This is a genomic window from Plantactinospora sp. KLBMP9567, from assembly GCF_033446045.1.
In the GTDB taxonomy this organism is placed as follows: domain Bacteria; phylum Actinomycetota; class Actinomycetes; order Mycobacteriales; family Micromonosporaceae; genus Plantactinospora.
Window position 1 is genome coordinate 271,436 of sequence record NZ_JAWQRR010000022.1, and the last position, 13,096, is coordinate 284,531.

The 13,096-nt window shown below is 72.8% G+C and carries 8 protein-coding genes; 4 read left to right on the forward strand and 4 right to left on the reverse strand.

Going from position 1 to position 13,096, the window contains the following annotated elements:
- The first annotated feature begins 109 nt into the window (after positions 1-109).
- Complete coding sequence (locus R6Y94_RS18905) at positions 110-877, forward strand: ABC transporter ATP-binding protein (RefSeq protein ID WP_318397188.1); 768 nt, start codon at positions 110-112, stop codon at positions 875-877.
- Positions 877-3,423, forward strand: a complete 2,547-nt coding sequence (locus tag R6Y94_RS18910; RefSeq protein WP_318397189.1) for an ABC transporter permease — start codon at positions 877-879, stop codon at positions 3,421-3,423. Before R6Y94_RS18905 ends, R6Y94_RS18910 begins: the two co-directional genes overlap by 1 nt.
- A gap of 233 nt (positions 3,424-3,656) precedes the next feature.
- On the opposite strand, the gene R6Y94_RS18915 is transcribed toward R6Y94_RS18910, so the two are convergent.
- Together R6Y94_RS18915 and R6Y94_RS18920 are read right to left on the reverse strand one after the other, a co-directional pair.
- Positions 3,657-4,310: an HAD family phosphatase gene (locus R6Y94_RS18915; RefSeq protein WP_318397190.1), complete on the reverse strand. Its 654-nt coding sequence runs from the start codon at positions 4,308-4,310 to the stop codon at positions 3,657-3,659.
- A gap of 170 nt (positions 4,311-4,480) precedes the next feature.
- The gene (locus tag R6Y94_RS18920) at positions 4,481-5,218 is read right to left on the reverse strand and encodes a neutral zinc metallopeptidase (protein WP_318397191.1); all 738 of its coding nucleotides are present in this window, start codon (positions 5,216-5,218) and stop codon (positions 4,481-4,483) included.
- Between the two features lie 495 nt (positions 5,219-5,713).
- On the opposite strand from R6Y94_RS18920, the gene R6Y94_RS18925 reads away from it, so the two are divergent.
- On the forward strand, positions 5,714-5,983 hold the full coding sequence (locus R6Y94_RS18925) for a hypothetical protein (protein ID WP_318397192.1): 270 nt from the start codon (positions 5,714-5,716) through the stop codon (positions 5,981-5,983).
- Positions 5,980-7,128 carry an oxalate decarboxylase family bicupin gene (locus R6Y94_RS18930; RefSeq protein WP_318397193.1) on the forward strand — a complete coding sequence of 383 codons (1,149 nt, stop codon included), beginning with the start codon at positions 5,980-5,982 and terminating at the stop codon, positions 7,126-7,128. Before R6Y94_RS18925 ends, R6Y94_RS18930 begins: the two co-directional genes overlap by 4 nt.
- Before the next feature lie 45 nt (positions 7,129-7,173).
- Here R6Y94_RS18930 and R6Y94_RS18935 read toward each other — a convergent pair whose 3' ends face one another.
- Both R6Y94_RS18935 and metH read right to left on the reverse strand, forming a co-directional pair.
- On the reverse strand, positions 7,174-9,306 hold the full coding sequence (locus R6Y94_RS18935) for a helix-turn-helix transcriptional regulator (protein ID WP_318397194.1): 2,133 nt from the start codon (positions 9,304-9,306) through the stop codon (positions 7,174-7,176).
- A gap of 139 nt (positions 9,307-9,445) precedes the next feature.
- Positions 9,446-12,958, reverse strand: coding sequence for a methionine synthase (metH, locus tag R6Y94_RS18940; RefSeq protein ID WP_318397195.1), 3,513 nt, complete (start codon positions 12,956-12,958; stop codon positions 9,446-9,448).
- Positions 12,959-13,096 lie beyond the last annotated feature (138 nt).

A 13,096-nucleotide genomic window follows, 5' to 3' on the forward strand; every position in this document is an offset into this window, starting at 1 on the left:
GAACTCCGTCGCGGGGCGGACGCCGGGGTTGCCCGGGTCGCCGACGATGGATGCTGCCGGCCGGACCAGGTGGTCCGGCCGGACCAAGAATGTCTAGGGGGAGATGAAAGTGACCGCGACGGTAGCTCGAGGTGCCCAGATGGCCGCCCGGGCCAACGACGTGTGGAAGGTGTACGGCAGCGGGGAGGCACAGGTCGTCGCGCTGCGCGGCGTGAATGCGGAATTCGAAAGGGCCCGGTTCACCGCCATCATGGGACCGTCCGGATCCGGCAAGTCCACCCTGATGCACTGCCTCGCCGGCCTCGACTCGGTAACCCGGGGAACGATCCATATCGGCGACACCGCCGTGACCGGACTCGGTGACGCGGGTCTCACCAAACTGCGCCGGGACAAGGTCGGCTTCATCTTTCAGCAGTTCAACCTGCTGCCCACCTTGACCGCGCTGGAAAACATCCTGCTGCCGCTCTCGATCGCCGGTCGTAAACCCGACAAGGAATGGCTCGACACCGTCATCGACACCGTCGGGCTGCGGGACCGGTTGGGGCACCGCCCGGCCCAGCTCTCCGGCGGGCAGCAGCAGCGGGTCGCCTGTGCCCGGGCACTCGCCTCCCGTCCCGAGGTGATCTTCGCCGATGAGCCGACCGGCAACCTGGACTCCCGGGCCGGCGCCGAGGTACTCGGCTTCCTGCGCCGCTCCGTCGCCGAATACCAGCAGACCATCGTGATGGTCACGCACGACCCGGTGGCCGCCTCCTACGCCGGCCGGGTCATCTTCCTCGCCGACGGCCAGATCGTCTCCGAACTCATCGAACCGACCCCGGAGACCGTGCTGGACACCATGAAGAAGCTCGACGGGCTCGCCGAGGCGGGGCTCTGATGCTGCGCGCGACCCTGAAGAGCCTGCTCGCCCGCAAGGTCCGGCTGGTTCTCTCCGGCCTGGCCGTCGTGCTCGGCGTGATGTTCGTCTCCGGCGCCTTCGTCCTCACCGACACCCTGGGCCGGTCCTTCGACACCGTCTTCAGCGACGCGTACGCCGGCACCGACGTCGGCGTCAGCGCCAAGCCGAAGATCGACGTCAGCGAGATGGAGGGAATGGAGGTCGCCGCCACCTTCCCGGCCAGCACCCTGGAGCAGGTCCGTAAGGTGCCCGGGGTGGCCAGCGCCACCGGGGTGGCGGCGGCCGACGGCGCCCGGGTGATCGGCGGCAACGGCAAGGTGCTGACCTCCGTCGGCCCGCCCCAAATCGGCGCCAACTGGACCGGCGAGAGCGGTCAGGTCCAACTGCGCGAGGGCCGGGGCCCCACCGCCGACACCGAGGTGGCCGTCAACGCGGGGGTGGCCAAGGCGGCCAAGCTCGTCGTCGGCGACCGGGTCGGCATCCTGACCCTGCAACCGAAGCGCGAGTTCACCGTGGTCGGCATCTACGGCTACAGCGGTGACCGGGACAGCCTCGGCGGCGCCCAGGAGGTGGCGTTCACCGAACGGGTCGCCCAGGAGCTGATGCTGGGCCAGCCCGGTGTCTTCTCCGAGCTCAGCGTCAAGGCGGCCGACGGGGTCGACCCGGCGAAGCTGCGCGACGAGATTGCCGGCACCCTCGGCGACGGCTACGTGGTCAGGACCGGCGAACAGCTCTCCGAGGACGCCTCCGCCGGGCTGAAGGAGGGACTCGCCTTCTTCAACAACATCCTGCTCGGCTTCGCCGGGGTCGCCCTCTTCGTCGGCATCTTCCTGATCCTGAACACGTTCTCGATCATCGTCGCCCAGCGCACCAAAGAGCTCGCGCTGCTCCGGGCGATCGGCGCCGGCCGCCGCCAGGTGATCGGCTCGGTCCTGGTCGAGGCCGTCGCGATCGGCCTGGTCGCCTCGGTACTCGGGCTCGGCGCCGGGATCGGCGTGGGCGCGCTGCTGGCGTACGTCTTCGGGCAGACCGCCGGTGGGCTGCAACTGGCCGGGCTGGGGGTACCCCCGGCCGCGGTGATCAGCTCCTTCGCGGTCGGCCTGGTCGTCACCGTCATCGCGGCGGTACTCCCGGCGATGCGGGCCGCACGGATCCCTCCGGTGGCCGCCATGCAGGACGTGGCGACGCCGGACCGACCGCTGACGAAGATCTCGGCCGCCGGTGCGGTGGTGGCCGCGCTCGGCGGCACCCTGATGGCACTCGGCCTCAGCGGCACCGGGGGCAACACCCTGTTGACCATCCTCGGCGGCGTGCTGCTCTCCTTCGTCGGGGTGGCCCTGCTGACCCCGCTGATCAGCCGCCCGGTGGTCGGGCTGCTCGGCCGACTCTTCTCCTGGTCGGTGCCGGGCAAGCTGGGCCGGCTGAACTCGGGTCGCAACCCGCGCCGTACCGCGATCACCGCCGCCGCGCTGATGGTCGGGATCGCCCTGGTCACCGGCGTGACGGTAATCCTCGACTCGGCCAAGAGCAGCATTACCGCGCTGGCCGAGGACACCATCCAGGCCGAGCTGGTGATCTCCGGGGCGCAGACCGGTCCCCGGCCGCCGAGCTTCGACCCGGCGGTACTGGACCAGGCCGCCGGACTGCCCGGCGTGGCCATGGTGGCCGGCCTGTACGGCGACCGCGCGGTCATCGGCGGCAAGCAGGGCTGGATCACCGCGACCAGCAGCGTGCCCGCGCTGCGGGAGATCTACCGGGCCACCCCGACCGCCGGCAGCATCGACTCGCTCGGCCCCAACCAGCTCATGGTCGACTCGAAGACCGCGAAGGACCGGGGTCTCTCGGTCGGCGACACCCTGCCGGTGCAGTTGTCCCGGGGCGATGCCCGGACCTACACGGTGAGCGGCATCTACACCGAGTCCGACCTGTTCGGCGGGTTCGTCGTCCCGGCCTCGGCGGCGGCCGACTTCGCGGTGCCACAACCGACGCAGGCGTACCTGAAGCTGGCGCCGGGCGCCTCGGTCGACGAGGTGATGCCGCGGGTCGAGACGCTGCTCGCGGACAGCCCCGAGGTGTCGGTCGCCGACCGGGCCGACTTCATCGAGCAGCAGGCCGGCCAGCTCGACGGTCTGCTGACGATGATCCAGATCCTGCTGGCGCTGGCGATCGTGATCGCCGTACTCGGCATCGTGAACACGCTGGCGCTGTCGGTGCTGGAGCGGACCCGGGAGCTGGGTCTGCTGCGGGCAATCGGGCTGCGGCGCGGACAAACCATGCGGATGATCACCGTCGAGGCGGTGGTGATCTCGGTCTTCGGTGCCCTGCTCGGGGTGGCGGTCGGCACCGGGCTCGGCGCCGCCGTGGTCCGGGCGCTGCGCGAGGACGGCATCACCAACCTGGTGCTGCCGTGGACCGAGATGGGCGTCTTCCTCGGCCTGGCGGCCGTGGTCGGGGTGATCGCGGCGGTGCTGCCGTCGATCCGCGCCGCCCGGCTGAACGTACTCAGCGCGATCGCGCACGAGTAGTGGGCCGGCCCACGGCCGTGGGGGTGGCCGTGGGCAGCAGGGCCGGGGGCGGCGTCGGGACGGGCGCCGCCCCCGGCCGCGTTCTGTTCCGGACGCCACCGCCGGGGCGCGTTCCGTTGCTGGACGCCACCGGCCGCGTCCGGGACACAGGCGCCGATTCGGCCGTGTTCCGGCTACGGTGTCCGGCGGGTCGGGAGCCGTGGCGGCACCCAGGGCGCCGGCTGGACGCGCGGTCAGCGGGGAAGGTCGAGCGCGGACAGCAGGCCGGAGAGCAGGTCCAGGTCGACTTCGGTCAGCGTCTCCAGCAGGCGTACCCCGTCGGCCGGGTCGATCGGCACCGCGTGCGGCACGGCGAGTACGGCGGCTCCGGCGGCGAGCGCACTGGCCACCCCGGCCGGCGAGTCCTCGATCGCCACGCAGCGGGAGATCGGCACCTCCAGCAGCCGGGCCGCCGTCAGGTACGGCTCCGGGTCCGGTTTGGTGGCGGCCACCTCGTCACCGCAGACCACCACGTCGAAGGTGTCCCGGCCGAGCGTCTCCAAAGCGATCTCTACCACCGCGCGCCGGGTGGAGGTGACCAGCGCGGCCGGTACCGCGGCGGCGCGTACCGCGGTCACCAGGGCCAGCGCCCCGGGCCGCCACTTCAGGTCGGTCAGGAACAGCTCGCCGACCCGGCGGTCGACCCAGGCGGCGCTGACCGCCGGGTCCCGCCACGGCTGGCCCAGGTCGGTGTGCAGGATCTCCATCGAGACGGCCATGTCGGTGCCGACCATGGCGAGCCGGGCGGCCTCGGAGAGCGTGCCGCCGTAGTGCGCGGCGAGTTCCTGGAGCCCGATGTCCCACAACCGCTCGCTGTCCACCAGCGTGCCGTCCATGTCGAAGAGCACTGCGGCGAGATGCTGGCTGTTCAGGGCTTCCTCCCGGATCGGACGCGAGCTGCCGGGTCCGATCCTGCCAACGCCGGCCGACGATCTCCCGGCACCGGCCCGGAAGTGTGGCGGATGCCTCAGCCGCAGCGGCGGGCCGGGCGTCGTACCGGCCGGGCCGCCCCGGTCGCTCAGCCGAGGTCGCAGGCGTCCAGCGAGCGCTGGTAGCCGGCGAAGAAGGCGTCGGTACGCTGCTGCGCGGTCCCGTGCGCCCCCTCCGCGAACCACGGCTGGCCCGGCTCGTCGGCGACCGCCCGCAGCCCGGCGCCCAGCTCGTCGAGGTCGCCGTCCTCGATCGTCAACGCCCGGTCCCGCACGGAATCCCCGAGGTACGCCCCGGCCATGCAGTCGGCCTGCAACTCCTGCTGGATGGTGAAGTCGTACCGGATGCCGAGCCGCACCTGCACGCCGTGCGCGTACTCGTGCCCGAGCAGGTAGTACAGGAACGCGTCGCCGACCTGCCGGAACGCGGCGACCGCCCAGTTGACGTCGTACGCGATGAAGTCGCCCGCCGAGCAGTAGACGGCGTTGTTGCGCGGCAGCCCCTGGCCGGCACAGTCGACCTCGCCGTCCCGCTGGTAGGTGACGATCCGGCGGATCGGTTGGAACCGCTCCCCCGACGCCTCGAACCGCCCCGTCCAGTACTCTTCGGCGACCCGCACCGCACCCTCGATGTCGCGCTCGAACTCGTCCACCGTCATGGTGCCGTCGGCCCCGGCGCTGCCGCTCGCGGCGGGCGTACCCTGATCGCCCGGCACCGACGGATCGTCCTCGCCCGTCCCACCGGCGAAGCAGGCGCCCGCGACGACCAGCGTCACGATCAGCGCGAGCGGCGGCCAGAACCGGTCGGTACGGCGCAACGGACGCATCGCGGCCTCCCACGGGTCGACGGACCAGAACACTTCCCAGGGCGGGCACCGGGCCAACCCTGTCCGGTGAGCGGCCGGAGACACGCCACAAGTATGGACGGCGCGGTACCAGGTATGCGGAGTGCGTCGGCCGCGCGCACCGGCCGACCCGACCACGGCGACGTCGAACAGCTCGCGCATCGGACGGCCCGGATGCCGCGCCGGGCCGCATTTCCCGCGATCACGTGAGATTGTCGCCGCGGTTCCCGGCTAGACCGAAGGCGTGACGACGACCAACGCCCCGTCGGGACGGGCCGGAACCGACCGGACCGGAACCGCCGACGACTGAGCCCGCCGCCGGAGCCTGACTCCTGATCGCGGCCACCACGGCCACCACCCGGCGCCGTGGCCGCCACGCCCGGCGCGGCCCGCCGCGCTCCGTCCGGTTCCGAGCGGCAGCCGCGCCCGCCGCCGCAGGGCCGGGAGCGTCCGCGCGACCATCCGAAAGGAAGTTCCATGACCGTTCCGCTCGGCCGGACCCGGCGCAACCTCGGCGCCCTCACCGTACTGACCGTCGGTGCCGCGCTGACCGGCGCACCACTCTGGACGGTCCTGGTGCTGGCCCTGACCTGTCTCGCCATCCCGGCCGCCGTCGGGCTGCACGGTGGATCTCCGCTGGTGCGGACGCTCCTGCTCGGCACGGCCGCCCCGCGGCCGCCGCAACACGAGCGCGTGCAGCGGACCCGACCACCGGAAATCAGTCGACGAAGGGAAGAACTGGTATGAGCCGAACGTCGCGCGACGACCTGCCCGAGCCGAAACGCGGTACCGCGGGCGGCCTCGACGTCGGACCCCGCAACGTCGGGCTGGACCGGCAGAACCCGGACCTGCTGGTACCGCCAGCGACCGACCGTGGCACGGTGCCCAACCTGAGGTTCTCGTTCTCCAACGCGCACACCCGGATCGAGGAGGGCGGCTGGACCCGCGAGGTGACCCAGCGCGAGTTGCCGATCGCCAGCACCCTCTCCGGGGTCGACATGGCCCTCGAACCGGGCGCCTACCGCGAGCTGCACTGGCACAAGCAGGCCGAGTGGGCGTACGTGCTGGCCGGAAGCTGCCGGATCGGCGCGGTCGACCAGGAGGGGCGCAACTTCCTCGACGACGTCTCCCAGGGCGACCTGTGGTTCTTCCCGAAGGGGGTGCCGCACCACATCCAGGCTCTCGACGACGGGGTGGAGTTCCTGCTCGTCTTCGACGACGGGGCCTTCTCGGAGAACAGCACCTTCCTGATCAGCGACTTCTTCGCGCACACCCCGAAGGAGGTGATCGCGAAGAACTTCGGCTGGCGTACGGAGCAACTCGCCGACCTGCCGGAGAAGGAGAAGTACATCTTCCGAGGGCAGGTACCGCCCCCGCTCGACTCGGACCGGGTGGTCAGCCCGACCGGGGACGTACCGCGTACCTTCAAGCACCGGCTGCACGCCCAGGCGCCCGAGCGCTTCGACGGCGGCACGGTACGAATCGCCGACGTGACGAACTTCGCCGCCTCCACCACCATCTGCGCGGCGCTGGTGGAGATCGAGCCGGGCGCGATGCGCGAACTGCACTGGCATCCCACCGACGACGAGTGGCAGTACTACATCTCCGGTTCCGGCCGGATGGGAGTCTTCGCCAGCTCCGGCGTGAACCGGACCTTCGACTACCGGTCCGGCGACGTCGGCTACGTGCCGTTCGCCTACGGCCACTACATCGAGAACACCGGCAGCGACCCGCTGGTGTTCCTGGAGATGTTCCGCAACCCGCGGTTCGAGGACATCTCGCTGGCCCAGTGGATGGCGAACACCCCGCCGCAGGTCTCCGCCGACACCCTCAACCTACCCCGCTCGCTGGTCGAGTCGATCCCGAGGACGAAGCGGCCGATCGCCTCCTAACCCGGGGCAGCACCGCGCCGGGCCCGGCCGGACCGCACCGGCCGATCAGTCGCGCCCCGCCGGCTCGCCCGGTGCCGGAACGGGCCCCGCCGGCTCGGACGGTGCCGGGGCGGGCCCCGCCGGCTCGGACGGTGCCGGGGCGGGCCGGCTCGGGTTCTCCCGGGCGGCCCACAAGCGGGCCAGTTCCAGCCGGTTCCGCACGCCCAGTTTCGCGTACACCGCGCGGAGCTGGGCGTCGACGGTGTGGAAAGAGACGAACAGGCTCGCCGCCGCCTGCTGCTTCGTCGCCCCGCCGGCCAGCAGTTCGGCGACCCGGGTTTCGGCGGCGGTCAACGCGGCGAACCCGGCGCCGTGCCGGCCGGCCCGGTGCCGGCGGTCCGACGCCACCAGGGCCCGCCCGCGACGGACCGCCCGCTCCTGGTCACCGGTCGCACCGAGCCGGCCGAACAGCGCGGCGGCCTCCTCGGCCGCCCGCCGGGCCTCCGCCCGCCCGGTGCCCGGCGTACCGGCCAGGTCGTGCAGCGCGTCGGCCAGCACCGGCCGGGCCGAGGTGGTACGCAACTGCGCCACCGCGTCGCGCAGCAGTACCGGATCCTGCTCCACCAGCCCGGCGACGTGCTGCGCGACGCCCCACCACAGGCCGCTGTCCACCCGCTCGGCGATCCGGACCAGATGGTCGGCGAGCTGCCGTGCCCGGTGCGGGTCGCCGAGCAGCAGGGCGGCCCGGGTCAGCGCCGGCGCCTGCTGCGGGACCAGGAGCAGCGGGCGTACCGACCGGGCCAGCGTGTCGACGGCCGCCCGGAGCAACCCGGCGTGCCGGCCGGGCTCCGGATCGAAGGCGGCGGCACCGGCCAGCCGTACCCACGCCACGGCGTCGGGCCAGTCCATCGGCGGCTCGACCCCGGCCAGCAGCTCGCGGGCGGTCGCCGGCTCGCCCTGCCGGAACGCCACCTCCACCCGTACCGCCAGCAGTTCGGCGTGGACCTCGTCGGCGAGCTGGCCGGGGGGACAGCGCCGCAGCACCAGGCCGGCCCGGGCCGACGCCTCCGGCAGTTCACCCGCGACCACCCGGAGCCGGCAGTCCAGCGCCGCCAGCATCGGCTGGGCCGCCCCGCCCAGGCTGCCCAGATCGACCTCGGCGAACCGCAGCGCGGTGCCGGCCTCGTCGTACTCGCCGCAGGCGAGCTGGCAGGCGATCCGTTCGGCCCGCAGGATGGCGGCCTGTGCCCGGGCCGCCGGGGCGCTCGGGTCGACCTGGCCGAGCACCTGCCGGGCGGCCGGCAGATCCCCGCCGGCCAGGGCGCTCCCGGCCCGGGCCAGCGCCAACCGGATCTCGCCGTCCGGGCTTGGCGCGTCGGCCTGGGCCCGGTCCGCCGCCGCGAGCAGCGACTCGACGTCCGGCCGACCGAGCCGGCCAGCCACGGCGGCCAGCGTGGTCAGCAGCCAGCTCCGGTGCCCGGGCAGCAGGTCGGGCTGGGCCAGGGCCCGGTCCAGGTAGTCGAAGGCCAGCGACGGCCGACCGGTGGCGTACCAGGCGCCGAGCCGGCCGAGCAGCAACGCCCGGTATCCGGCACCGGCCCGGTCGGCCGCGATCTCGTCGCCCAGGATCGCCAGCGCCGGCTCGATCCGGCCGGCCAGCATCAGGTGGTCGACCGCGGCCAGCGCCCAGTCCCGGCGCAGCTCCGGACCGAGCGCGGGATTCTCACCGGCCCGGGCCGCGAGCAGCAGGTCGGCCGCCGTCGACGAATCGACCGCCGGATCGGCGACCACCCGGGACACCAGGGGTACGTCGACCCGCCCGGCCACCTCCAGCACCCGGAGCAGGTGCTCGGCGGCGGCCGCCGCATGCGCCTCGTCGGCCAGTACGCCGGCCGCACGGTTGTGCAGCGCGGCCAGCAACGACGGCGGGATACCCCGGCGTACGGCATCGCGCAACGCGACCGAGCCGGGTCGCAGGCCGCCGGGCGAGTCCGCGAGCGCACCCCGGGCGATCAGCGCCTCGACGTCGTCGTGCAGCCCCGGACCGGACCGGTCGGTCATCCGCTCCACGAACCAGATCTGGCACGGGTCGTCGCAGATCGCGACCGCCCGGAGGATCCACCGCTGGCCGGCGGAGGCGACCGGTAGCCCGTCCGCCGCCGACCCGCCCGGCCGGTCCAGCGTGAACGACGTGGCCATGGCACCCCCTCGGCGGCGACCGTGCCCGGACACGAGACGGATTCGGCCTCCATCCGGAGGCTATCCACGGCGTTCCCGAGTGCGCCGGGGTTCGCCGGCAATTACCTCCGCCGGTTACCGGGCGTCTCTCCGCCGTCGGTCACCTGGCGTTGAAGTAGCTGGCCTCCGGATGGTGCACCACGATGGCATCGGTCGCCTGCTCCGGTACGAGCTGGAACTCCTCGGAGAGCCGGACCCCGATCCGCTCCGCACCGAGCAGCTCGACCAGCTTCGCCCGGTCCTCCAGATCCGGGCAGGCCGGATAACCGAACGCGTACCGGCAACCCCGGTAGTCGGTGCGCAGCAGCCCTTCGAGGTCGTCCGGGTCGTCGTCGGCCACGGTACAGCCGTCGGGCAGGGTCAGCTCGGCCCTGATCCGGCGGTGCCAGTACTCGGCGAGGGCCTCGGTGAGCTGCACCGACAGCCCGTGCACCTCCAGGTAGTCCCGGTACTCGTCACCGGCGAAGAGCTTCGCGGCGTACTCGCTGATCGACTGCCCCACGGTGACCAGTTGCAGCGCGACGACGTCGAGCTGGTCGCCCCGGGGCCGGAAGAAGTCGGCGAGGCAGAGCCGGCGCTCCTGCCGCTGCCGGGGGAAGCTGAACCGGGCCCGTTCGGTGGCGCCCCGCTCGTCGAGCACCACCAGGTCGTTGCCGTCGGAGCAGGCCGGGAAGTACCCGTAGACCACTGCCGCCTCCAGTACCCGGTCGGCGGCGAGCCGGTCGAGCCAGGAGCGCAGCCGGGGCCGGCCCTCGGTCTCGACCAGTTCCTCGTAGCTCGGCCCGGCGCCGCCGCGCGAACCGCGCAGCCCCCACTGGCCGAGGAAAGTCGCCCGCTCGTCGAGCAGGGCCGCGTAGTCGGCCAGCGGGATGCCCTTGACGACCCGGGTGCCCAGGAACGGCGGCGCCGGCACCGCGACGTCGGTCGCCACGTCGGAGCGGACCGAGTCGTCGGAGAGGTCCGGCAGCGCCGCCGTCGCCCGGGCCCGCTGCCGGTCCCGGCGGGCCCGCCGGGCGGCCAGTGCCGCCTCCCGCTCGGCGTCCACCACCGGGGCGCCGCCGCGCTTCGCCGCCATCAGCCGGTCCATCAGGGACAGTCCCTCGAAGGCGTCCCGGGCGTAGTGCACCTCGCCCGGGTAGGTCGACCGGAGGTCGTCCTCGACGTACGACCGGGTCAGCGCCGCACCGCCGAGCAGCACCGGCCAGCGCCCGGCGACCCCCCGGGACGCCATCTCGGCCAGGTTCTCCTTCATCACCACGGTGCTCTTCACCAGCAGACCGGACATCCCGATGGCGTCCACGGCCTGCTCCTCGGCGGCCTCCAGGATCGCCGCGACCGGCTGCTTGATCCCGAGGTTGACCACCTCGTAGCCGTTGTTGGACAGGATGATGTCGACCAGGTTCTTGCCGATGTCGTGCACGTCGCCCTTGACGGTGGCAAGCACGATCCGGCCCTTGCCGCCGTCGTCGGATTTCTCCATGTGCGGTTCGAGATGGCCCACCGCGGCCTTCATCACCTCGGCCGACTGGAGTACGAAGGGCAACTGCATCTGGCCGGCGCCGAACAGCTCGCCGACCACCTTCATCCCGTCCAGCAGCAGTTCGTTGATGATGGTCAGCGCCGGCCGGTTGCTCAGCGCCTCGTCGAGGTCGGCCTCCAGCCCGTTGCGCTCGCCGTCGACGATCCGCCGCTTCAGCCGCTCGTCGACCGGCAGCGCGGCCAGCTCCTCCGCCCGGGTGGCCCGGGCCGAGGCGGCGTCCACCCCCTCGAAGAGTTCGATGAACCGCTGCACCGGGTCGTGGCCGGGCCGGCGCCGGTCGTAGACCAGGTCGAGCGCCGCCTCGCGCTGCTCGTCCGGGATCCTGGCCATCGGCAGGATCTTGCTGGCGTGCACGATGGCGCTGGTCAGTCCGGCCTGCACGCACTCGTGCAGGAAGACCGAGTTGAGCACCTGCCGGGCCGCCGGGTTCAGCCCGAACGAGACGTTCGAGATGCCGAGCGTGAAGTTGACCCCCGGATAGCGGCGGGCGATCTCCCGGATCGCCTCGATCGTCTCGATGCCGTCCCGGCGGGTCTCCTCCTGGCCGGTGGCGATCGGGAAGGTGAGGCAGTCGACCAGGATGTCCCGCACGTCGATTCCCCACCGGCCGGTGAGGTCGTCGACCAGCCGGGACGCCACCCGTACCTTCCAGTCGGCCGTCCGGGCCTGCCCCTCCTCGTCGATCGTCAGTGCCACCACCGCGGCGCCGTGCTCGCGGACCAGCGGCAGCACCCGGGCGTACCGGGAGTCGGGGCCATCGCCGTCCTCGAAGTTCACCGAGTTGACCACGCACCGGCCGCCGAGCATCTCCAGCCCGGCTTCGATCACCGCCGGCTCGGTCGAGTCCAGCACGATCGGCAGGGTGGAGGCGGTGGCGAACCGTCCGGCGATCTCCCGCATGTCGCGTACGCCGTCCCGGCCGACGTAGTCGACGCAGAGGTCGAGCAGGTGCGACCCGTCCCGAGCCTGGCTCCGGGCGATCTCCACACACGCCTGCCAGTCCCCGGCCAGCATCGCCTCCCGGAACGCTCTGGAGCCGTTGGCGTTGGTGCGCTCGCCGACCATCAGCACGCTGGCGTCCTGGGCGAACGGCACCTGGTGGTACAGGCTCGCCACCCCGGGCTCCGGCTCCGGCGTCCGGGGCGGCGGCACCACGCCACCCAGCCGGTCCACCACCGCCCGGATGTGCGCAGGCGTGGTGCCGCAACAGCCGCCGACCAGGGAGAGCCCGTAGTCGGCCACGAACCCCGCAAGCGCGTCCGCCAACTCCTCCGGGGTCAGCGGATAGCGGGCCCCGTCGGCGGTCAGCTCCGGCAGGCCGGCGTTCGGCATCACCGACAGCGGGATCCGGGCGTGCCGGGCAAGGTAGCGCAGATGCTCGGTCATCTCGGCCGGCCCGGTGGCGCAGTTGAGGCCGATCAGGTCGATGCCGAGCGGCTCCAGCGCGGTCAGCGCCGCGCCGATCTCGCTGCCCAGCAGCATCGTCCCGGTGGTCTCGACCGTGACGTGGCAGATCACCGGCAGCTCCCGACCCGCCTCGGCCAGCGCCCGTCGGGCGCCGACCACCGCCGTCTTGACCTGGAGCAGGTCCTGGCAGGTCTCCACGATCAGCCCGTCCACGCCACCGGCGACCAGCCCGGCCGCGTTGCGCCGGTACGCGTCGCGCAGCTCCCGGTAGCCCAGGTGTCCCAATGTCGGCAGCTTGGTCCCCGGCCCCATCGCGCCGAGCACGTACCGGGGCCGCTCCGGGGTACCCGCCGCGTCGGCGGCCTGCCGGGCCAGCCGGGCGCCGGCCTCGGCCAGCTCGGTGATCCGGTCCTCGATGCCGTACTCGCGCAGCGCGGAGAGGTTGGTGCCGAAGGTGTTCGTCTCGACACAGTCCGCCCCGGCGGCGAGGTACGCCTCGTGGACCGACCGGACGACGTCGGGGCGGGTCACGTTGAGTATCTCGTTGCACCCCTCGTGCCCCTCGAAGTCGTCGAGGGTCAGCTCGGCCGCCTGCAACATCGTCCCCATCGCGCCGTCGGCGACCAGCACCCGGTCGCCGAGCGCGTCACGTAGCGGAGTCGGCACGGCTCCAGGCTAGTCCGGACGGCCCTCCGGCAACCCGTTGTAGGCGTAGGGTTCCGCAACGTACGTCCTCGGACAATCGCCCCTTCCGTCCTGGATGTCCGGGCCGACCCGATGGCGGCTGACCGCCCGGAGCGCTCC